At 41.0% G+C, this 22,245-nt stretch carries 21 protein-coding genes; 2 read left to right on the top strand and 19 right to left on the bottom strand.

What is annotated here, in order from left to right; all coding sequences use genetic code 11:
* Positions 1-31: 31 nt before the first annotated feature.
* From lnt to CKV74_RS05490, 3 genes are all read right to left on the bottom strand, one after another.
* Positions 32-1,567 (bottom strand): apolipoprotein N-acyltransferase, encoded by a 1,536-nt coding sequence (lnt, locus tag CKV74_RS05500; protein ID WP_095176845.1) that lies wholly within the window; start codon positions 1,565-1,567, stop codon positions 32-34.
* A gap of 85 nt (positions 1,568-1,652) precedes the next feature.
* Positions 1,653-2,549, bottom strand: a complete 897-nt coding sequence (gene corC, locus CKV74_RS05495; protein ID WP_007242935.1) for a CNNM family magnesium/cobalt transport protein CorC — start codon at positions 2,547-2,549, stop codon at positions 1,653-1,655.
* A gap of 210 nt (positions 2,550-2,759) precedes the next feature.
* Complete coding sequence (locus tag CKV74_RS05490) at positions 2,760-5,006, bottom strand: TonB-dependent hemoglobin/transferrin/lactoferrin family receptor (RefSeq protein WP_007242998.1); 2,247 nt, start codon at positions 5,004-5,006, stop codon at positions 2,760-2,762.
* A 139-nt stretch (positions 5,007-5,145) separates the two neighbouring features.
* Here CKV74_RS05490 and CKV74_RS05485 point away from each other — a divergent pair, with 139 nt between their 5' ends.
* Positions 5,146-6,510: a patatin-like phospholipase family protein gene (locus CKV74_RS05485; protein ID WP_095176844.1), complete on the top strand. Its 1,365-nt coding sequence runs from the start codon at positions 5,146-5,148 to the stop codon at positions 6,508-6,510.
* A 91-nt stretch (positions 6,511-6,601) separates the two neighbouring features.
* On the opposite strand, the gene galM is transcribed toward CKV74_RS05485, so the two are convergent.
* The 7 genes from galM to CKV74_RS05450 form a co-directional block, all read right to left on the bottom strand.
* Positions 6,602-7,627 (bottom strand): galactose-1-epimerase, encoded by a 1,026-nt coding sequence (gene galM / locus CKV74_RS05480; protein WP_007242823.1) that lies wholly within the window; start codon positions 7,625-7,627, stop codon positions 6,602-6,604.
* Position 7,628: 1 nt separating this feature from the next.
* Positions 7,629-8,795: a galactokinase gene (galK, locus tag CKV74_RS05475; protein WP_095176843.1), complete on the bottom strand. Its 1,167-nt coding sequence runs from the start codon at positions 8,793-8,795 to the stop codon at positions 7,629-7,631.
* 19 nt (positions 8,796-8,814) lie between these two features.
* The gene (locus CKV74_RS05470) at positions 8,815-9,573 is read right to left on the bottom strand and encodes a glycosyltransferase family 25 protein (protein ID WP_007243074.1); all 759 of its coding nucleotides are present in this window, start codon (positions 9,571-9,573) and stop codon (positions 8,815-8,817) included.
* A 153-nt stretch (positions 9,574-9,726) separates the two neighbouring features.
* Positions 9,727-10,737, bottom strand: coding sequence for a galactose/methyl galactoside ABC transporter permease MglC (mglC, locus tag CKV74_RS05465; protein ID WP_007243014.1), 1,011 nt, complete (start codon positions 10,735-10,737; stop codon positions 9,727-9,729).
* A 10-nt stretch (positions 10,738-10,747) separates the two neighbouring features.
* On the bottom strand, positions 10,748-12,274 hold the full coding sequence (mglA, locus tag CKV74_RS05460; protein WP_007243076.1) for a galactose/methyl galactoside ABC transporter ATP-binding protein MglA: 1,527 nt from the start codon (positions 12,272-12,274) through the stop codon (positions 10,748-10,750).
* A gap of 60 nt (positions 12,275-12,334) precedes the next feature.
* Positions 12,335-13,327, bottom strand: a complete 993-nt coding sequence (gene mglB, locus CKV74_RS05455; protein WP_007242884.1) for a galactose/glucose ABC transporter substrate-binding protein MglB — start codon at positions 13,325-13,327, stop codon at positions 12,335-12,337.
* Positions 13,328-13,482: 155 nt separating this feature from the next.
* Positions 13,483-14,490 (bottom strand): substrate-binding domain-containing protein, encoded by a 1,008-nt coding sequence (locus CKV74_RS05450; protein WP_007242910.1) that lies wholly within the window; start codon positions 14,488-14,490, stop codon positions 13,483-13,485.
* A gap of 213 nt (positions 14,491-14,703) precedes the next feature.
* On the opposite strand from CKV74_RS05450, the gene galT reads away from it, so the two are divergent.
* Entirely contained in the window at positions 14,704-15,750 is a 1,047-nt protein-coding gene (gene galT / locus CKV74_RS05445; RefSeq protein WP_007243022.1) for a galactose-1-phosphate uridylyltransferase, read from the top strand.
* Positions 15,751-15,885: 135 nt separating this feature from the next.
* Here the strand turns inward: galT and iscX are convergent, their stop codons facing one another.
* The 9 genes from iscX to iscR form a co-directional block, all read right to left on the bottom strand.
* Positions 15,886-16,080 carry a Fe-S cluster assembly protein IscX gene (gene iscX / locus CKV74_RS05440; RefSeq protein ID WP_007242888.1) on the bottom strand — a complete coding sequence of 65 codons (195 nt, stop codon included), beginning with the start codon at positions 16,078-16,080 and terminating at the stop codon, positions 15,886-15,888.
* Positions 16,080-16,421 (bottom strand): ISC system 2Fe-2S type ferredoxin, encoded by a 342-nt coding sequence (fdx, locus tag CKV74_RS05435; RefSeq protein ID WP_095176842.1) that lies wholly within the window; start codon positions 16,419-16,421, stop codon positions 16,080-16,082. Before fdx ends, iscX begins: the two co-directional genes overlap by 1 nt.
* A gap of 38 nt (positions 16,422-16,459) precedes the next feature.
* Positions 16,460-18,319 carry a Fe-S protein assembly chaperone HscA gene (gene hscA / locus CKV74_RS05430; RefSeq protein ID WP_007243080.1) on the bottom strand — a complete coding sequence of 620 codons (1,860 nt, stop codon included), beginning with the start codon at positions 18,317-18,319 and terminating at the stop codon, positions 16,460-16,462.
* 18 nt (positions 18,320-18,337) lie between these two features.
* Positions 18,338-19,024 carry a DUF2625 domain-containing protein gene (locus CKV74_RS05425; protein WP_095176841.1) on the bottom strand — a complete coding sequence of 229 codons (687 nt, stop codon included), beginning with the start codon at positions 19,022-19,024 and terminating at the stop codon, positions 18,338-18,340.
* Positions 19,025-19,095: 71 nt separating this feature from the next.
* Positions 19,096-19,617 carry a Fe-S protein assembly co-chaperone HscB gene (gene hscB, locus CKV74_RS05420; protein WP_007242939.1) on the bottom strand — a complete coding sequence of 174 codons (522 nt, stop codon included), beginning with the start codon at positions 19,615-19,617 and terminating at the stop codon, positions 19,096-19,098.
* A 9-nt stretch (positions 19,618-19,626) separates the two neighbouring features.
* Positions 19,627-19,950: an iron-sulfur cluster assembly protein IscA gene (gene iscA, locus CKV74_RS05415; protein WP_007242827.1), complete on the bottom strand. Its 324-nt coding sequence runs from the start codon at positions 19,948-19,950 to the stop codon at positions 19,627-19,629.
* A gap of 118 nt (positions 19,951-20,068) precedes the next feature.
* Positions 20,069-20,452: a Fe-S cluster assembly scaffold IscU gene (gene iscU, locus CKV74_RS05410; protein WP_007242894.1), complete on the bottom strand. Its 384-nt coding sequence runs from the start codon at positions 20,450-20,452 to the stop codon at positions 20,069-20,071.
* Between the two features lie 25 nt (positions 20,453-20,477).
* Positions 20,478-21,692, bottom strand: coding sequence for an IscS subfamily cysteine desulfurase (locus CKV74_RS05405; RefSeq protein ID WP_007242908.1), 1,215 nt, complete (start codon positions 21,690-21,692; stop codon positions 20,478-20,480).
* 86 nt (positions 21,693-21,778) lie between these two features.
* Positions 21,779-22,231: a Fe-S cluster assembly transcriptional regulator IscR gene (gene iscR / locus CKV74_RS05400; protein ID WP_007242980.1), complete on the bottom strand. Its 453-nt coding sequence runs from the start codon at positions 22,229-22,231 to the stop codon at positions 21,779-21,781.
* Positions 22,232-22,245 lie beyond the last annotated feature (14 nt).

The raw sequence follows: 22,245 nt of genomic DNA, 5'->3' as shown, positions 1-22,245 counted from the left end.
CATTGCTTAGGCAATAGACGAGCCATTTTGACTACGCTTGAGGTAAATGGTTCAAACGTCGCCGTAATAAGGCCATTGCCCCATGCATCAAAATAAAGAGCAGCGATAAACCATATAAAGGCCAATTCCCCAGTAAGGCATAAGGTGTATTTCCTTTTGTCGGAGCAACAGTTTCAGTTAAAACGGTTTCAATAAATTGTGGTGCCTCGGCAATAATTTTGCCTTTTTCATCAATAAACACCGAAATCCCCGTATTCGTCGCCCGAATCAATGGTTTTCCTAATTCTAATGCACGCATACGTGCCATTTGTAAATGCTGCCAAGGTCCGATGGAATCCCCAAACCAAGCATCATTTGAAATAGTTAATAAAAAATCAGTCTCTTTTTTTAGGTTTTTCCGTACCTGCTCGCCAAAAATGATTTCATAACAGATCGCTGGAGCAAAACTACGTCCCTTACTCAACAGTGCCGGTTGTATTTCCGCACCACTTTGGAAGGCCGACATTGGTAAATTAAACACCGAATTCAATGGACGAAGTAAATCCTCCAATGGCACATATTCACCAAAAGGCACTAAATGATGCTTTTCATAACGATTATCCGTATCAAGGCGGTAAGATTGCAGTGGATTTCCTAGAGTCACAATAGAATTAAATAACTTTCCACTCTCAGGTGACTGATACACTGAACCAATCATCACTTCCGTATTCACCTGACTCGCCGATTCGTCTAATGAACTAAAAAACGGCACTATATTATTTTCCATGGTTGGTAGCGCTGATTCCGGTAAAATAATTAAATCGGTTTTTCCCAGATTTTCAGCAATTAAGTGTTGATAAATATCCAAAGTGGCATAGAAATATTCAGGATCCCACTTTAAATTTTGTTCAATATTGCCCTGTGCCAAGGTAATTTTTAATGCTTTATCCTGTTCCTTGGTCACAAAATGGAACTGTTCACTGTATGCACTTAATCCACCAATAACCAGCAGTAATAATAAAGAAAAGCCAACCACATTAGATTGCTTCTTACGTAATGCCATCAATAAGTTATATAGCGTTGCTGCCCCCCACACCGTAAAAAAGGTTAAACCAGTAACCCCAAAGAAGGGGGCTAAACCGGAAAAAGGACTATCGAGCTGTGTATAACCAAATTGCAGCCAAGGGAAACCAGTAAATAACCAACCACGGAAAAATTCCGTAATCGTCCAACAAACAGCAAAAATAACCGCACTACGAATCCGAAAACGTCGAATTAAATAAACGAATAACAAGGGATAAAGGCTTAAATAGGCAGAAAGCAATCCCACCAATAAGTAACTCACTATTAAAGATGCGCCACCAAATTGATGAATACTGACATTTAACCAACTAACACCAAAACAAAAAAATCCCATTGACCACACAAAAGCGCCTATAAAAGCAACGGATTTTTGTGTTTGTTTCGTAACCCAAAGTAATCCTAGCAAAGATACATAAGCTAACGGCCAACAATCAAAAGGTGCAAACGCAAATACACCTAACAAGCCAGAGAAAAAAGCGATTAAAAAAATCAAATATTTATTCATAAACCAGTTTTAAGTATCCCTAACGATAAACGTTTAAAATACAAAAAGGGCGTATATAGTACGCCCCCGCACAATAAAATAATGGTTATTCTGCCTGCTCTTCCACATTTTCCATAGAGGATAAATGCTCATCAGGCACAGTTACCCGTAACTGAATTAAACGACGACTGTCCGCTGAGGTAACCTTAAACTGAATATTATTTAGTGTAATCTCTTCACCACGTTTTGGTAAATAACCAAACGCCTGCATAACCAATCCACCGACGGTATCAACCTCTTCATCATCGAAATCGGTATTAAATTGCGTATTAAAATCATCGATGTCTGTCAATGCCCGTACAGCATAAGCATGACGTGATAATTGGCGAATATCGGCAACATCTTCTTCATCGAACTCATCTTCGATATCGCCAACAATTTGCTCCAAGACATCTTCAATAGTTACTAATCCCGAAACCGCACCAAATTCATCCACAACAATGGCCATATGAAAACGTTCAGAACGGAAATCTTTAAGCATCCGATCCACTCGTTTACTTTCTGGCACAACCACCGCAGGGCGTAGTAGCGCGTTCAAATCAAATTGTTCCGCATCTGTGCGCAAAAATTTTAATAGATCCTTAGCGTGCAAGATTCCGGCTATATTATCGCGCGAATCGCCAGAAGCAATTACAGGAAAACGAGAATGCGCTGAATCAATAATCACATCCAAACAAGCCGGTAAATCCTGTTCAGCTTCAATGAAAATAATCTGCGAGCGCGGGATCATAATATCGCGTACCCGTAATTCGGCAATTTCCATCACGCCTTCAATCATTTCACGGGTATTTTGATCGATAAGATCATTTTGTTCGGAATCGCGAATAACTTCGACCAGCTCTTCACGATTTTTTAATTCGCCTTGAAAAAAGCGACCAAATAAGGAATGGAAAAAGGATTTTTTGTTGGATTCCGCCTGATGGGCTGAATTTTCTTCGTTCATAAAATTAAATTTGTTACTGTCGGATTGACGGTGAGAAAAGTAGCATATTCTGACAAAAATCGCAAAGAAGTTGCGCTAAAACACCTGAAAACAAATAGATTGATGCATCCCCTTTAGCATTTACTCCTATTAAATATTATCGTTCTAATAAAAAATAACTGCACGTTAGATTTTATATCCAAGGTTCGGTTTAATTTACTGGATTCCTACTTAAAACTCGTAGCGAACCCCAATATTAAAATGACGTCCTGGAGCACTATAACGATCCGCGTTGGCTGAAGTAATTGCCATTGGAATACTTGACGGCGCACGACCTTGATCCTGTGTTGCTTTACTTAGTAAGGCAAGATAAGAAATATCATTCCAATTCCAATATTTTTTATCAAAGATATTATTCACATTCGCCGTAAATGTGAGGCTTGCTGTTGGCTTCCAATAACCCCCTAAATCAAATAAAGAATAACCGCCCGTCGGGTTATAAAGATAGGCAGAAGATTGTTCTATATCTTTATCTGATTTACCCCGGCTATACGTCCATTGAATATTCGCGCCAAACGTTTCCCCCTCATATCCAACACCTAACTTTGTTTTCATTGGTTGAATACTATTAATTGGCGTTTTTACACCGTTATTTTCCGCTTTACCACGAGAATATGAAAAACCGGCCGTAGTGTAAAAATCATTGTAAAAATTCCATTTCGCATCAGCAGTCACTCCATATACCTTAGCTTTATCAAGATTATCGTATTGAATAAAACTGGTGTAGCCATTTGTTGGTTTTACAACCCAATCAATAAAGTTGTGATAGCGGTTATAATAAGCTGTGACTAAATAATTTATCTCTGAGGTTTTACCTTTTATACCAATTTCAAAATTATCCGCAGTCTCGGATTTTAGATTTGGATTACCAACCACAGCAACATTCGCAGTTTGCATACCACGTCCTGGAATGTAATAGCTGACACTTTCAAAAAAATATGAACTTAACTGCTGTGGTGATGGAGTTCTAACGCCACGAGAATATTGAGCATAAGGAACAAAACCATCGGATAACCGATATTCCAAACTAATTTTCGGAGTAAATTCAGTCTCTGATTGTTTATGTGCTTTCAGTGCAGCTACCCGATTATCGTTGGAGGTAGGCTTTATCCGATAATGTACAAATCCAATTTGTGGGGTCACCGCCACATTACCAAAAACAATTTCATCCTCCAAATAGCCGGTAAATTTATCCTGTTTCATTTTCGCCATTGGATACATGTTGGTTGCTTGATTGTACGCGGGTCTAACCAGATGAATATCTGAGTGAGAAGTATTATGCACATAAGATAAACCGTAGCGTAATACTTGTGGAATATCCCCATCAATTCCGGAAATTAAATTGCTCACCAGGCCATAACTTTTATCGCTAAATTCACTGTTTTCTTGACGATAGCTTCGAGTACCTAATCGATAACGATAGTTCTCAGTTTGGGCATCTTGGTAAAAAATTTGTGTTTTTGCATATTGCAACCAGCCTTTTTCGCTGTTGTATTCATGGCTTAACGAAAAACGATCTCGATTTACTTTATCCTGCGTATAACCCGCTATCTGCATTCCTGTGCGCATATCAATATTCGTATTATTGAGGGAAAGTAAATCTGTACTAATCTTCTTATGCTGATGTTCAAAAACAAAACCTAACTTATTTTTATCATCCAGTTGGTAATAATGCTTAGTTAATACATAGGTGTTTTTAGTATCTGCCGGATTAGGCTCTGTACGCGTTGCTCCCACTCCACTATTTTTGCCTTGATTTTGCGTCTCATGCCCCTTGCGTTGGGTTAACATCACCATACCTTGGTACGCTCCAGCTTTTGCTGCACCACCAATAGAGCCATAAACAGAATGATCTACACTGTTATAGCCAGTTCCAACAACCCCACCCAAATTATGGCCTTTTAATAAATCTTGCGGTTCTAGTGTTGTAAAATTGACACTTCCAGAAAGGCTATTAGCCGAACCGGCATAACTAACATCCGCACTACGTAAGGCACTTACATCCATATAATCCGTACGCCCAAACTCCGAGCCATAAGAAATAAAATGCTTCGCCTCCTGAGCTTCCGGCAAAGGAATATCATCAATAGTTGTAGTTACCCGATTCGCTTGCAAACCACGAATATTAACCCCCTCCCCTCCGGAACGAGCTCCTTGTAATTGACTAACATTAACATCCATTTTGCCCACAAAAATATCTTTCACATCATGAGATTGTTTTAAGAAAATTTGCTGACGATTTACCGATGTATTAACTAATGCATCACTAATATTGGTATCAGTCACCACAATTTCATCTAATTTTTCTGTTGTTGGTGTCCCTGAAACCGACATTTTATCTTGTGCAAAGATCATTGGAGATGAGCAAAAAAGGGCAACTAGGGCTGCGAGTGTTGTTTGTTGATTTGTTTTCTTCATAAATAAACCAAATGTAATTAATAATGATTTTTATTATATTTAATTGCACTCAAAATTGCGATAGATATGATGTGTTTATCCTTTTATTTCTCTGGCAAGATATAATGAAAGTTGTTAAATCATTGCGAATGGAATAGTTATGAAACAAACTTATTTTTCTTTCAGAAGTACCCTACTTGCTAGCAGTATGGCCTTACTTACCGCTTGTCATTCCATTACTTATCAGCCAACAAAGAATATCGAGCAAATTGACCCGCAAAAAGGTTATCGCTTGGAAAAAGCTATGCAACAGGCTTTACAAAAAGAAAACCTTGTAATTATGACCTTTTCCGGTGGCGGCTCTCGAGCTGCCTCTCTGGGATATGGCGTGCTAGAACAGTTCCAAAATGCGGCAGTACGCCCAACAGAAAAAGGTGACACCTTATTGCAAAACATTGATATTGTGTATGGCGTGTCAGGAGGTTCTGTATTAGCGGCATATTTTGCCTTGGAAGGATCTGACACTATTCCGAAATTTAATGAGTCCTTTTTGAAAAAGAATTTCCAAAAAAAAGTGATTAACGAGGTATTTTCCGTTGGCAATATTCCACGTCTCACATCACCACAATTCGGTCGTAGTGATTTATTGCAAGAACAGCTGAATCTTGCTTTGTATGGCGGAAGAACATTTGCTTCTCTTGAGCAACGTAAAGGACCATTTGCCGTAATTAATGCCACCGATATGACGGTTGGACAAAAAGTATCCTTCACACAAGATTTTTTTGATTGGCTTTGTATAGATTTAAATGATATTGAAATCGCCCGAGCAGTAGCTGCGTCCAGTGCTGTGCCGTTGATTTTCTCACCAATCACTCAAAATAATCATGGGGGGACTTGCCATGCAGAAAACAAGAAAGAAGTATTGATGCAAGCGCAACAAAAAAATCATTTGTTGCTGAACAATTTTGTAGCGATGCAAAAACGCATGGAACATTATCAAAAGAGTACTGAAAGACCTTATTTACATTTAGTTGACGGTGGACTAACTGATAATTCGGGATTAGCAAGTTTGCTGGACATGTCGAATTTACTTAGTATGCGCAAACTGTATGCCGATCTGAAAAACTACAATTTACGCAATATTATCGTGGTAAATGTCAATGCTCAAAATGAACGAACCAGCGATATTGATAAGTCTGCTGATATACCGGGAATTAAAGATGTCGTGAACACGGTGATCAATGTACCAATTGATAAAGCGACGGAATCAACCGTGCTACGTTCACAAAAATTTGCCGATCAATGGAACGCCTATGCCAAACGTAAAAAAGGCACAAAAATTAAAATCTATTTTGTGAATTTGAGCTTGAAAAACCTACCGGAAGGACAACTAAAAAATGATGTACTCAACATTGGCACGTCTTTCTATTTGCCGGAATCCGATGTTGATAAACTGCGTGAAGCAGCTAGAATCTTATTGGAACAATCGAAAGAATACCACGCAGCCTTGAAAGCGTTACAATAGTCCGATTCATCTAAAGAGCGCTGACCCAATTTCTATAATGTTTAAAACATTTTATGTGAGTGTGAGTCTCGCTCTTTTTTCTTTGACTAAATTATTTAAATCGAAATTCTGTCCACTGATAATAACGCTCTCCGGCTTTTTGCATCCCCCCATAATGTTGCCATTCGGGATGATTTGGGGCATCAGGAAGACATTGAGTTTCCAAGGCTATGCCATGATAATCTTGATAGAGATTTTCCTCTCGGTTTGGCGTACCGGCAAGATAGTTTCCGGTGTAAACCTGCAATGCAGCTTGAGAAGTATAAACCTCCAGACACAAATCCTTATTTGGCGAAGTCAGTAATACACAAGGGCCGTGCCCTGCTTGATTAACCATAAAAGAATGATCATAACCTTTAGTGATAACTTGATCGCCCAGCTGGAAATCTTCAGCTATTAATTTTTCCGCACGAAAATCAAAGCTCGTGTCGACAACTGATTTCAGCGAAGAATTAGGAATTCCCTCGGCATCGACCGGCAAATAGAAGTCTGCATTAAGGCGCAAAATATGCTTGCGTACATCACAACCTTGTACTGCATTTTCTAAATTGAAATAGGCGTGATTGGTTAAATTAAGCGCCGTATCTTTATCGCTTTCTGCCCCATATTCAATTTTTACACTATTTTCATCGGTAAGTGTATAAACTACCTCAGCGCTCACATTGCCTTCAAAACCTTGGTCACCATCCGGGGATGCTAGTGAAAAACGCACAAAATTACGGCCATAATAATCCACTTTCCAGCGACGTTTATCAAACCCCTCTTTTCCACCATGTAGTTGATGTTTGCCTTGGTTCGCTACAAGTTGGAGCATTCGTTGCCCCATAACAAATTGTGCATTGGCAATACGATTTGCATAACGCCCTACACTTGCGCCTAAGTAAGCTGTCTGATGGGGATAATCTGCTACTTTGCAACCCAACAAGACTTCGCGTAGCCCGCCACTTACCGGCACTTTACAAGAAAGCCAAGTAGCCCCCCAATCCATGAATTGCACCCGCATGCCATTGGTATTGCTTAATTCTACAATGTTATACGGCTCATTGTCGGGGGCGTTAAATTCCGTTTGCCACAACATATTACGCCTCTGGATTAACCACGTGTACGCCCTGTGAGGCGGTACATACGTAAAAATCCTCTTTTAGACCGGTTACTTTTTGATAGTTGTCGGCAATAATTTTGCGTACTGCATCCACCTTATCTCGTGGTGCCAAAGCCACAATACAGCCGCCAAAGCCACCACCTGTCATGCGTACACCGCCATTTTTACCAATAGCGACCTGGGCCAACTCTACCAAATAATCGATTTGCGGTACGGTAATAGCAAAATCATCACGCATGGAATCATGGGATTGCCCCATTAATTCCCCTAATTTCACCAAATCGTTATTTTTTAATGCAATAACGGCATCCAATACCCGTTGATTTTCCATAACCACATGTTTCGCCCGTTTAGCCACCAAAGGATCAAGTGCCTGCAATTCACTTTCCCGTTGTTGAAATTGAGCTACAGAAACATCGCGTAATGCTTTTACACCAAAAAACTCTGCTGCCTGCTCACACTGACGACGACGGGCATTGTATTCACCGGTCACCAAATCATGCGGAACATTAGAATTCACAATAATCACAGCAACATCCTGCGGTACCGGTGTAGCCTCCGTCGCCAAACTGCGACAATCAATCATTAATAAATGATCCTTCTCACCCAATGCGGAAATCAACTGATCCATATTGCCACAATTGGCGCCAACAAATTGGTTTTCCGCTTTTTGCCCGATTAAAGCAATATCCGTATGGGAAAGCGCTAACGCCCCCAATTGCTGACAGAATTTCCCAACGGCAACCTCTAATGAAGCGGAAGAGCTTAATCCTGAGGAATGTGGTACATCTCCTGCAATCACTAAATCTGCGCCTTGAGTGAATTGCGGATAGCGCTCCTGAATAAAAGCGATCACTCCACGCACATAATTGGCCCATTTTTGCTCGCTACGTGCCAATGGTTGGTCAAGTGAAAACTCATCTTTCAATTGCAAATCCGCTGCATATACTCGCCAACAATGATCATCGCGTTTCACGCCGGCAACTGCTGTACCATAATTAATCGCACAGGGCATCACAAAACCATCATTATAATCGGTATGTTCACCAATGATATTGACGCGCCCTGGGGCGTACACCGTCAATTCGGCATTTTTTTGATATTGTTGTTGAAAAATCTGTTGTGCTCGTTGAACTGGAGTCATACTCAACCCTCGCTAATAATCATTGGAAAGTGGAAATCCGACCAAAAAGTTTCTTTCTTAGGCGAATAAACGGACGTTTTAATTCCTTATAAAGTCGAATCAACAATGGCGCTTTCGGCCGTTTGCGTTCTCGTTCGCCAATCGTACTGACAAAATGGGTTTGTTGCGGTTTAAAAATCGCCTCCTGAATACAGAGTGCCGGTTGGATTTGCCAAACCACATAATTCTTGTCTCGTAAAAAGAAATTAAACAGCAAATTATCGATTTCAATGTCGCCAATGGCTCGAATCCGTTTCAGTAAATAATCAATGCCTCGCCGGGTCACTAAGTAACCGGCCGCACCAGAATTAACTTGAGTTAAACGATAAAACTGGCGACCGAAATAAGTTTTACTTGGCTGGCGTTGGGTCACAATGCGTTCAAAATTCTTCTCTAATTTCACCACCATTACATCCGCATTCAAATAGTCGGCGGATAGGAATGCGGCCGCGTTACCCCCAAGATAAATGTCATCCTCAAAAATACAGATATAATCCAAATCCCGCTCCTTGGCTAACTGCAACAGAGCCAAATGACTCAGTGCACAGGCTAATTCGCCAGGGGTTAATGGACTTTGCGAAATATCGATTTCTAATCGCGCTGCGGTTTCAGCCAAATTGGACGGCGTTATCGCATCAAAAAATTCAAAATCCACACCGTGTCGGCCAAATTCCTGACGAATATGCTGGCGACGTTCAAGCGCCGAAGTGAGGCTGATTACAAAATTATGTTGAGTCATAGTATTGCTTAATATCCAACTAATTGATTGATAAGGGTTTATTACTTTTTATGGCAACCCTAATAAAATCAATGGGTTAGCGCATCTTTTAGGCAAAACTTTTATTTTCGAGGGGGCGTTTGCCAATAAAGATGCCCCAAACGGGGCATCTCATTATTTTTTCTTGGCGTATTTCAAGGAGTCAATCGCCACTGCAACGATGATGATGCTACCTTTGATGATATATTGCCAATATGGGTTCACACCGATATAGGTCAAACCATAGTTGATAACGGTAAAAATCAACACCCCGGTAACGACACCGATAATCGTACCAACACCACCGGCGAAGGAAACACCGCCCACCACACAGGCGGCAATAGCATCCATTTCATACATAAAACCGAGGTTGTTAGTTGCACTACCGATCCGGCCTGCTTCCAGCATCCCACCGAAGGCGTAGAAAATACCGGAAATCATATAAATCATCATCAGGTTACGTGCCACGTTCACACCGGATACTTTGGCCGCTTCTGGGTTACCGCCGATAGCAAACACGTTTTTACCAAAACGGGTTTTATTCCACAATATCCACATGAAAATAGTCGCAATAATCGCGTAAATAGTGATATAGGATAAGCGGAAATCGCCAAAACGGAAGAATCCTTGAGCAAAGGTAGAGAAACTTTCGCTGAAGCCGGCAATTGGTGAACCACCTACCGCATCATAATATAAAGAGTTGGCCCCATACACGATAATCATCGTTCCCATGGTAGCGATAAATGGCGTAACGTTAAGATAGGCGATGACAAAACCGTTAAATAAGCCGACCAACGCACCAATCACACAAACGGTCAATATTACCAACGGAATCGGTACTTCGCCCAAATTTGGGAATACCCGATTCATATTTTCCATCCCTTGTAACAAGGTGGCGGAAATTACCGCGGCTAAACCAACCTGGCGACCGGCAGAAAGGTCGGTCCCTTGGGTTACGATAAGACCGGCAATCCCGAGCGCAATAATCAAACGCACTGAAGATTGAGTCAAAATGTTACTGAAGTTACGCAGGGTTAAGAAGGATGGATCCTGCACAATAATCACGATCAATAATAATAGTAGTACAAAATAAATAGCATTTTGTTTCAAAAAGTCGAGAGACGTATTTTGTTTTAAGGCGGACATAATGCGTTCCTTATAAATATTTAGCGGCAAGCTGTAAAATTTCTTCTTGGCTGGTTTCGGCGGTATTAACGATACCCGCCACTTTACCGTTACTCATCACGAGGATACGGTCGGTAACACCTAATAATTCCGGCATTTCCGAAGAGATCATAATGATGCCCTTATCTTTTTTAGCCAATTCCTGAATCAGTTGATAGATTTCAAATTTAGCACCGATATCAATCCCACGGGTCGGCTCATCCAACATCAAGATTTCCGGTTGGGTCAATAACCAACGTCCGATAATCACTTTTTGTTGGTTACCGCCGGAAAGTGAACCAATACTGGTTTTATGGGATGGCGTTTTCACATTCATAGCATCGATCACCCATTGGGTATCGCTACGCATTTTTTTATTGCTAAGCAACTTCCAAGGGGTAAGGTAGGACTTCATATTGGAAATCAATGAGTTGAATTCAATACTGAGATTAGAATAAATCCCTGTGGAGCGGCGTTCTTCGGTCACTAAGGCAAAACCATGATTAATCGCCTCCAAGGCAGAACGATTTTTTACCGGCTTGCCATGTAATTTGATAGTTCCTTCTTTTAACTCACGCACACCGAAGATCCCTTCAACCACATCGGTACGCTTCGCACCAACCAAACCAGCAATACCTAAAATTTCTCCTTTCCGTAAGCTAAAGCTAACATCCTGCATAGAAGGTTGATTGAGGGAAGTTAAATGTTCCACCTCTAAAATCACTTCCTTCGGCACATTGCTTTTTTCGGGGAAACGCTGGGTCAGTTCGCGGCCAACCATCATAGAAACAATTTGCTCCATGGTTGAATCCTTCACCGGTACGGTATTGATCCATTTACCATCGCGCAAAATTGTAATCTCATCACAAATCTTAAAAATCTCATCCATCTTGTGCGAGATATAAATAATTCCACAACCGCGATCTTTTAATTTCTGAATAATTTTAAACAGATGTTCCACTTCTTTTTCTGATAAGGAAGAAGTTGGTTCATCCATAATCACGATTTTCGCGTTATAGGAAAAGGCCTTTGCAATTTCGATCATTTGCATTTCAGAAACCGATAATTTCGAGACTTTTTCTCGTGGATCGATTTGAATATCCAACTCATCAAAAATAGCCTTGGTATCGCGATACATTTTACCGTGATCGACAAAAATCCCTTTTAAGGGATAACGCCCCAGCCATAAATTGTCCATTACACTACGTTGACGAACCAAGTTAAGCTCCTGGTGCACCATGGAAATCCCGTTTTCTAAAGCTTCTTTGGACGTTTTGAAATTGACTGGTTGGCCTAAAAATAAAATTTCGCCTTCATCCTTAGCATAAATACCAAATAAACATTTCAATAATGTGGACTTTCCAGCACCATTTTCGCCCATAAGTGCATGTACGGAATGAGAACGAACGGTAAGATTGGCATGGTCTAGTGCTTTTACGCCAGGAAAGGATTTGCTGACATTGGTCATGGTGAGCAGCACATCGTTATTACGCGGGCTGTCTGTGGTTTGTGCGGTCATAAGCTAACCTCATTAAAAAAGGGGAAGGAGTCCTTCCCCTTAACAACAATACGATATTTATTATTTTAAAAATTCGCTTAAGTTTTCTTTATCCACACCGACATAAGGAATACGCACAACGCGCTCTTGTAATGTCCATTGTGTACCATCGGTGGCGGCTTTGCCTTGCGCCAAATTATTTGCTAGCTGTACTACCGCTTTACCTTGGTTTACACCATCATTTAATACCGTACCAGCAATCTCGCCTTTTTTGATCAGTTGTAATACTTCAGGCAATGCATCCACACCAAAGATTGGTAATTTTTTACCATGTGCTTTTGTGGCTTCTAACGCGCCCATCGCCATACCATCGTTATTGGAGATAATCACTTCAATTTCGCCGGCTTTAGCACTAGACAACCAAGCATCTACTTTATCTTTCGCCATTGCGGCATCCCACATACCGGTGTCGATAAACAATTGTTCGGTTTGGATACCTTTGTTATTTAACTGCTCAATCACATATTTGGTACGAGCTTCTGCATCTGGGTGACCTGGTTCGCCTTTTAATAAGACATATTGAATTTTGCCGTCTTTATTTAAATCCAACGCTGAATTTGCTTTCCACTGTTTAGCGATTAAATCCCCTTGGATAATGCCTGACTCTTTCGGATCGGTACCGACATAGTAAGATTTATCGTAACTGGCAATAGCCTTAGCACCAGGATCTTTGTTAAAGAAAACAATCGGAATATCATCTTGTTTTGCTTTATTAATCACTGTTGGAGCAGCGGATGGGTCAACCAAGTTAATTGCTAAGGCTTTCACCCCTTTAGAAAGCAAGCCATCAACTTGGTCATTTTGAATAGACTGAGCGTTTTGTGAGTCATTCATTAATAACTCAATGCCTTTTAACTGCTGGGCTTCTTTCGCAATTTCTTTACGCATTAATGACATAAAATTGTCATCGTATTTATAAATCGTCACCCCGATTTTCGTGTCGGCGGCAAAGGATGAAGTGGAGGCGGCAAGGCCGATAGCTAATGCAACTGCACTTAATGCGATTTTTTTCATAAAGCACTCCTAATGAGGAACTTGGTTGATAAATAGAGGAGGTTGCCTAACTCTGCAACTGGCGCGCATCATAGCGGTTAATATTTGGTTGTTCTGTGATCAAACTCACAGAAATGAAAGCGATTACATTAAAATATTATAAAATGTGATCACTATCACAATTCTGGTGCATTTCCAACGGAAAAACGTCTAACCAAGGTTGGATTAAATTGCACCACAGAAGGTGTTTTAATCTCTTCATTAACCAAACTTAATGCTAATCTCGCAGCATAACTTGCCATTAAATCAATAGGATAGCGAATTGTTGTGAGTTTAGGAATCAAATAACGGGCTATCGGCATATCGTCAAAACCGACAATGGAAAATTGTTTCGGCACATTGATATTATTTTCATTTAAGACTGAAATAGCACCAGCTGCCATAGAATCGTTATAAGCGACAACTGCAGTTAATGCCTTGTTATAACTTAATAAATCAATCATGGCCTGTTCACCGCCCTCAAAATCCGGAGAATGATGCACAATCGCCTGTTCAGTCACCGGTAAATGATTTGCTTTCAGGGCATCTAAATAACCTTGACAACGTTCACTTTCATCCAAAATCTCGTGATTTGAACCGATATAAGCAATCTTCCGATGCCCAAGACGAATCAACATTTCTGTAGCCAAATAGGTTCCCTGACGATTGTCCAAACTGACACAACGCGATTCAAATCCGCGAATCACCCGATTGATGATCACCATTCCCGGTTGACTCCGTAAATACTCGGATAATTCCTCATCAGAAAGCGCTTTGGCATGCACTACCAGGCAACTACAGCGTTTACGTAGTAAGGTATCAATCGCTTCACGCTCCTTCTCTGCTTGGTGATACCCAATACCGATCAAAATAGTCTTTTGATGCTCTTCAGCCACCTTGTCTACCGCTTTAACCAAAATCGCAAAAAAGGCATCGGTTACATCGGTTACCACCACCCCGATAGTATCGGTATTTTGTACCGCCAGCGCTTGAGCATTAGCATTCGGCTGATAATTCAGCTGAGCCATAGCCGCCTGTACTGTCAGACGGGTTTTGTCACTGACCGAATGATAATTATTGAGTACCCGGGAAACCGTTGCCACGGAAACATTGGCTAGTTGCGCCACATCTCGTATTGTTGCCATAACTAATCCTGTGTAATTGAACTTATTTCATCATAGTAAAACCTAGCAAAATTGAAAGCGGTTACGTTAAAAAATGTAAGCAAGCTCACAAAAAACCGTTATTTTTTTATGAATACGAGGTTTTTTGTGAGCTAAATCACAGTTTATTTTTACCATTTTGCTATCTTTAGCCCATCAAACCTGTAACCGCTTTCATTTTAGGAAAAAAGAACTATGAGTCAGTTGCAATTCGAACCTACAGATCATCCTCACCGCCGTTATAACCCGCTAACCGAACAATGGGTGTTGGTTTCTCCGCATCGCGCGAAGCGCCCTTGGCAGGGACAACAGGAAAAATTAAGTGAAGAGGAAAAACCTACACATGATCCCAATTGTTATTTATGTCCTGGTAATAAGCGCATCACAGGTGAACAAAATCCTAATTATCAAAAACCGTTTGTATTCAAGAATGATTTTTCCGCTCTTTTAGAAGATACTCCGGCACCGGCTTCAACTGATGATCCACTATTCCAAATGTCGGCAGCTCGTGGTGAGAGTCGAGTGATTTGTTTTTCACCGGATCACAGTAAAACCCTTCCCTTACTAAGCGAAGAAGAAATTGTGGCGGTGATTGAGCTTTGGCAACAGCAACTACGAGAATTAGGTCAGCGCTATCCTTGGGTACAGATTTTTGAGAATAAAGGTGCAGCCATGGGCTGTTCTAATCCACATCCACACGGACAAATCTGGGCCAATAGTTTCTTACCAAATGAGGTCGCTCGGGAAGACGCTGCACAGCGTCGTTATTATGCAAAATATGATTCCGTGATGTTAGTCGACTATGCCCAACGGGAACTGGTTAACAAAGAACGCATCGTAGTAGAAACTGAACATTGGTTGGTAGTGGTACCTTATTGGGCGGTTTGGCCCTTTGAAACTCTATTGTTGCCGAAAAATCACATTAAACGCCTTACCGAACTTAGCCCGGCAGAGGTGCGCGATTTAGCGGTAATTTTGAAAAAACTCACGACCAAATACGATAATTTATTCGAAACTTCGTTTCCTTATTCCATGGGCTTTCATGCAGCTCCATTTAACGGCGAGGCCAATGATCATTGGCAATTGCACGCGCATTTTTATCCGCCATTGTTACGCTCGGCAACCGTACGTAAATTTATGGTCGGCTACGAAATGCTAGGAGAAAGTCAACGCGATCTTACCGCTGAACAAGCCGCGGCCCGTTTGCGCGACCTCTCGGAAGTACATTATAAATTACGGTAATTTCTATTTTTCGCCAAACATTAATAAAATCAATGACTTATGACCGTTTTTAAGAAAAACTCCAATTCCCAAGGGGGCGTTTAAAAGACAACAAAAAGGCCTGAGTTATACACACAGGCCTTTGTTTATATCTGTCTACTCATATTCATCTAGCCATTTCAGCAAAATGGCTTCTAAAATACTTTCATTGGATTTTTGCGGTTCATCATCAAACCCCTCCAAGGCTAAAATCCATTGGTGCAAATCGGTAAAACGTACCGTTTTCGGATCAAGCTCTGGATTTTGGTCATAGAGCATTTCGGCAATTTGTTGGGCATCAGTCCATTTCATTAGTGAGCTGCCTCATTCGCATGATTAATATTGTATTTCGGAATTTCAACCACTAAATCTTCTTCTCCGACAATGCATTGGCAGGAAAGGCGGCTATCCATTTCCAATCCCCAGGCCTTATCCAACATATCTTCTTCTTGATCGCTAGCTTCGTTAAGTGAATCAAAACCTTCGCGAATCACCACGTGACAAGTAGTACAGGCACAAGAACCGTCACAGGCATGGTGAATCTCGACGCCCGCGTTATGGGCTACTTCGAGTAAATTATCTCCGGCCGCCGCATCCACGACCATTCCCTCAGGGCAAAATTCTTCATTCGGTAAAAAAATCACTTTTGGCATGGCACTTTCCTCTAAATAACAAAATAACAATAAATCACTTAACAGTTTTCAATATCACTGACCGCTTTACCGGCTAACGCCTGTTGAATCGATTTATTCATGCGGCGTGCAGCAAAGGTTTGGGTCGCTGCATCAAGGGCTTTAATACCTTGTGCGATAGCATCTCGGGAATCACCCTGCTTAAGGGTTATCAACTGTTGTAATACGGCCTCAATTTGATGGAATTCCGCTTCACTCAATAAGTTAGCACCATCTTCCCGTAATGCATTAATGACGCTATCAATAACCCGATCTGCTTCTACCCGTTGTTCGGCTAATTCTCGCGCCTGCATATCATTGTGTGCGTTGTCCTGAGAGGACTTAATCATTGCGGTCACTTCTTCATCGGTTAATCCGTAAGACGGCTTAATTTGAATTGATGCCTGCACCTTAGTGGATTTTTCCATCGCAGTTACACTTAATAAACCGTCTGCATCCACTTGATAAGTCACCCGAATATGGGCTGCCCCTGCAACCATTGGCGGAATGCCATGCAGAGTAAAACGGCCTAGAGAGCGACAATCTTCAACCAATTCCCGTTCACCTTGCACAACATGCACGCTCATTGCGGTTTGTCCATCTTTAAAAGTAGTGAACTCCTGCGCCCGCGCAGTTGGTATCGTGGTATTGCGCGGAATAATTTTCTCAACTAAACCGCCCATGGTTTCAATCCCTAGGGAAAGTGGTACAACATCAAGCAAAAGCATATCGCTGTCATTTTTATTGCCCACCAAAATATCCGCTTGAATCGCCGCCCCCAGTGCCACAACTTTATCTGGGTCAATCGAAGTTAATGGAGTTTGTCCAAAGAACTCGCCTACTTGCTCACGTACATAAGGAACTCGAGTTGAGCCGCCAACCATCACGACCTCTTGGACTTCATCAGCTGCAACATTGGCATCCTTCAAAGCACGACGACAGGTCAATAATGAACGTTTAACCAATGAATGAATTAAATCATTAAATTGTTCACGGTGTAGTAGTCCTTCGAATCCACGCCAAGAGACTGAGACACTAGGCGCATCCGTTAAGGCTATTTTAGTTTGAGTAGCTAAAGTCAAAAGTTCGCGTTGTTCGTTGGCATTTTGTGGTTGAATACCAGCTTGGTCAGCAATCCAGTCGGCAATTAAATGATCAAAATCATCACCACCTAATGCGGTATCGCCGCCAGTTGCCAATACTTCAAAGACGCCCTTGGATAGACGTAAAATCGAAATATCAAAAGTACCACCACCGAGGTCATAAACTGCTATCACGCCTTCTTTTCCGCTATCTAAACCATAAGCCACCGCAGCGGCGGTAGGTTCATTTAATAAGCGTAATACGTTTAGCCCTGCAAGACGAGCTGCATCTTTGGTACTTTGGCGTTGTGCATCATCAAAATAGGCAGGCACAGTAATCACAACACCGGAAATATCTCCGGCAAGACGCTGTTCTGCAATATGATTTAAGCGAAATAAAATATCTGCTGAGACTTCAATCGGGCTTTTTTGACCTTGATGAGTCACCAATAACGGTAGGCCATTTTCACTTGCTACAAACTCATAAGGTAGATTAGTGTATCTTGACTCGACATCCGCCAAACTACGGCCAATTAAGCGTTTCACGGAAATAATAGTGTTCTGCGGATCCGTTGCTGCTTGCGCAAGAGCTTCTCTGCCTACATTCTTTACATTTTTACCATAATAAACCACTGATGGTATAAGACTTCGCTCCTGCTCATCATTTAAAATCGTCGCTTGTCCACTACGCACAGCTGCTACTAAAGAGTTGGTCGTTCCTAAATCAATCCCTATGGCCAAACGATGTTGGTGGGGAGCCTCAGTTTGCCCTGGTTCTGCAATTTGTAATAATGCCATATTCGTATTCCGTTATTTTTATGCCACGCTATAAGCCTGAGCAAATTTATCTTTTTCGGCAAAAACGCCGCTGTAATGGGTTTCGATAGCCACTTCGCGCTTTTCTCGCTGAGCGATTGGAGTTTCCTTATCTTCGGCTAAATCAGGCAAAAAAACAAAAACCGAATTACCGTCCAATTGTTTAACATCCGCCTGCCACGTTGGCCAAAACAGACCTTGATAAAAAGCGTCAAGATCACCGTTAAGTGCCCAGGCTAAAAATTCACTATAACTGAAATTCAGATCATGCCAGCGATTATCTTTAGTCGAAAAATAATAAACCTTTCCTAAATTATTACCGAGAGAACCGCCGTTTAAAGCAAAATAACCGCCCACAGCATCATCTGCAATCAGCAAGTATTGTGGTTTATCCCCAGTTTGATGGAAGGACTTACTAAAATTCCAGTCCATTAAACCTCGCGGGAGAGCAAAGCTACCTGAACCTAAAATACGTAGCCAACCATGATGAATGAGAATACCTCCGGTCTCATAAATAACCGCACCTAAAGGCGAGGAGGTAGGCATCTGCATTGAAAAAAGTTCACGTTCTGCTGAGGAGGCATCTTTTTTTAACACTCGACAATCGTTACGGGAATTATTAAGCCATTGAGATATCACCGGCCAAACCGATGAAGATGTATCTGTGAGTTGTTCTAGAGTCTGCATAATAAATTTTTAACGTAAAAAATACGGTGCTCTATGCCTTTTACTCATATTCCCAGCATAGCACCGTATTTTTAAAGTTCGAATAGATGTTCTTCAACTCGCTCAATTTCACTATTGAGTTTTTCAATAAAACGAAGTTTATCGCAAGATTGGGTTGCTAAATGCCAATTTCTGTCAGTTAGCGCATCATTTAAGGTATTGAGGAGCTGTAAGCGTGCTTGTTTGATTCGTTGGGCAAAACGGTTCAATGTTGCATCATCTGCTTTTTGTTCAATATCTTCCAATTCTTCACGCCATTCTAATTGCTGCATTAAAAATGCAACATCTTGCGTACTCCTTTGCTCTGGATCAACCGCATTACCAGTTTCAATTGCAATGATAGCTTCAGCTCGTTGCACCGGATCACGCAATACTTTTAACGCATCATTAATTTCTAATGCTTTTTGCATGGCTTGACGTTGGGTTGCAGAATCAGCCGTAACAAAATTATCCGGGTGTAGGCTTTTTTGAAGCTCCAAATAACGACTTGATAATAAACCTAAATCAATATTAAAAGTTACTGGCAAATCAAAAATAGCAAAAGGATTTGTCATTTTTATTCCTTAAACATGAAAACTTTCACCACATCCACAGGATTCTTTCACATTTGGGTTGTTATATTTAAAACCTTCATTTAAGCCTTCTTTCACATAATCCAGCTCTATCCCGTCTAAATAAACCAAACTTTTAGGATCCACGACCACCTTCACGCCGTGTTGTTCAAACACTAAATCGTCATCATTTAGCACATCAACAAACTCAAGCACATAACCTAAACCAGAACAACCAGAGGTTTTAACCCCTAAGCGTAAACCAATACCTTTACCTCGATTTTCAAGAAAAGTACGTACGCGTTCTGCTGCTTTTTCAGTGAGTGTTATAGACATATTCTGAACCTTATAAAATTCCGCCAATCAAGAACACTAAGCCTAAACTAGCCTGGTGATTAATGTCGAGCCTGGCACTTATCCATAATAAAATGCGGTCTTTTTGACCGCACTTGAATTATTTCCCTTGTTTATTTTTATAATCAGCAATAGCGGCTTTGATTGCATCCTCAGCTAAGATTGAGCAGTGGACTTTTACCGGAGGTAATTCAAGCTCTTCTGCAATCTGACTATTCTTAATCGCACCAGCCTCATCTAACGATTTGCCTTTTACCCACTCGGTAATTAACGAGCTGGATGCAATAGCTGATCCACAACCATAGGTTTTGAATTTTGCATCCTCAATGATGCCGCTGTCATTTACTTTAATTTGTAATTGCATTACATCACCACAAGCAGGTGCCCCTACCATACCCGTGCCAACATTGGAATCTTTTTTATCCATCGCACCAACGTTGCGGGGATTCTCATAGTGATCAATCACTTTTTCGCTATATGCCATTTTTCTTTCCTTTCCTAAATAAAAACTAATGGGCCGACCATTCAATTGTATTCAGGTCAATGCCTTCTTTGAACATATCCCAAAGTGGGGAAAGTGCACGTAATTTATCAACAGCGCCTTTTACCAGCTCGATGGTATAGTCAATCTCTTCTTCCGTTGTATAACGTCCTAATGTGAAACGAATTGAGCTATGAGCCAATTCATCATTACGGCCTAATGCACGTAACACATAGGATGGCTCCAAACTAGCTGAAGTACAAGCTGAACCGGACGATACGGCAATATCGCGCAATGCCATCATCAAACTCTCACCTTCCACATAATTAAAACTAATATTTAAATTAGTTCCAACCCGGTGCTCCATTGAACCATTAACATAGGTTTCTTCTATTTCTTTTAAACCGTTATAAAGACGATCACGTAATTTTGTTAAACGAGGAATTTCTGTTGCCATTTCCTCTTTCGCAATACGGTAAGCTTCACCCATACCGACAATTTGATGTACGGGCAACGTACCTGAACGCATACCCCGTTCATGCCCGCCACCATGAATAATCGCTTCTAAACGAATTCGTGGTTTACGTCGCACATAAAGCGCACCAATTCCCTTCGGCCCATACAATTTATGGCTAGACATAGACATCAAATCAACTGGTAACACCTCAAGATTAATCGGTAACTTACCAACACTCTGTGTTGCATCCACATGAAAGACCGTTTTATTGGCACGACAGAGTTCCCCTATTTCTTGGATATCCTGAATGACACCAATTTCGTTATTAACATGCATAATCGAAACTAAAATAGTATCCGGACGCAATGTTGCTTTAAGCTTTTCTAAATCAATTAAACCATCCTCTTGAGGCTCTAAATAAGTCACCTCAAATCCTTCACGCTCCAATTGACGACAAGTATCTAATACTGCTTTATGTTCTGTTTTACAGGTAATAATGTGTTTACCTTTAGTTTGATAAAAGTGAGCGGCACCTTTAATTGCTAAATTGTCAGATTCTGTTGCACCTGAAGTAAAAACAATCTCCCGTGAATCCGCACCAATTAAATCGGCAATTTGATTACGAGCTACATCTACAGCCTCTTCAGCCTGCCATCCAAATTTATGGGAACGCGATGCAGGGTTGCCAAATACCCCATCTATGGTTAAATATTCCATCATCTTTTTGGCTACTCGTTCATCCACAGGACAAGTAGCTGCATAATCCAAATAAATTGGTAATTTCATTTTCACTCCTATTAAAATTCTTAATAGATCTCATCAATACGTAGTTATTTAGTTGTCTTTATTTATTGATTTCAGATCCAGAACCACTAGTTCAGTACAACTAAATTTTCAAAATCCTGATGAGATTTGATCTTATTTGTACGTTGTTCAACTAATTCAGCTAAAGTTATTTCACTTAAAAAATTCTCAATACGCATACTCAACCCCTCCCATAACGAATGAGTTAAGCATTCGTCACCACCTTTACAGTTACTATTGCCATAGCAACGGGTTACGTTCACATTTTCATTCACAGCAGAAATAATCATCGCAACAGAAATTTCACTCGGAGGCAATCCTAGGCGATAACCACCACCCGGGCCTCTTACACTTTTAACTAACCCATCACGGCGTAATTTTGCAAATAGCTGTTCGAGATAAGAAAGTGAAATACTTTGCCGCTCAGATATATCAGCTAAACTCACTGGACCACTATTGGAATTTAATGCAATATCAAGTATTGCTGTCACTGCGTAGCGGCCTTTTGATGTTAGTTTCATAAATTATCCTTCTA

The organism is Haemophilus pittmaniae (assembly GCF_900186995.1).
Lineage (GTDB): Bacteria > Pseudomonadota > Gammaproteobacteria > Enterobacterales > Pasteurellaceae > Haemophilus_D > Haemophilus_D pittmaniae.
Note: the sequence above shows the minus strand (reverse complement) of the source record. Positions and strands in the feature narration are given on the sequence as shown.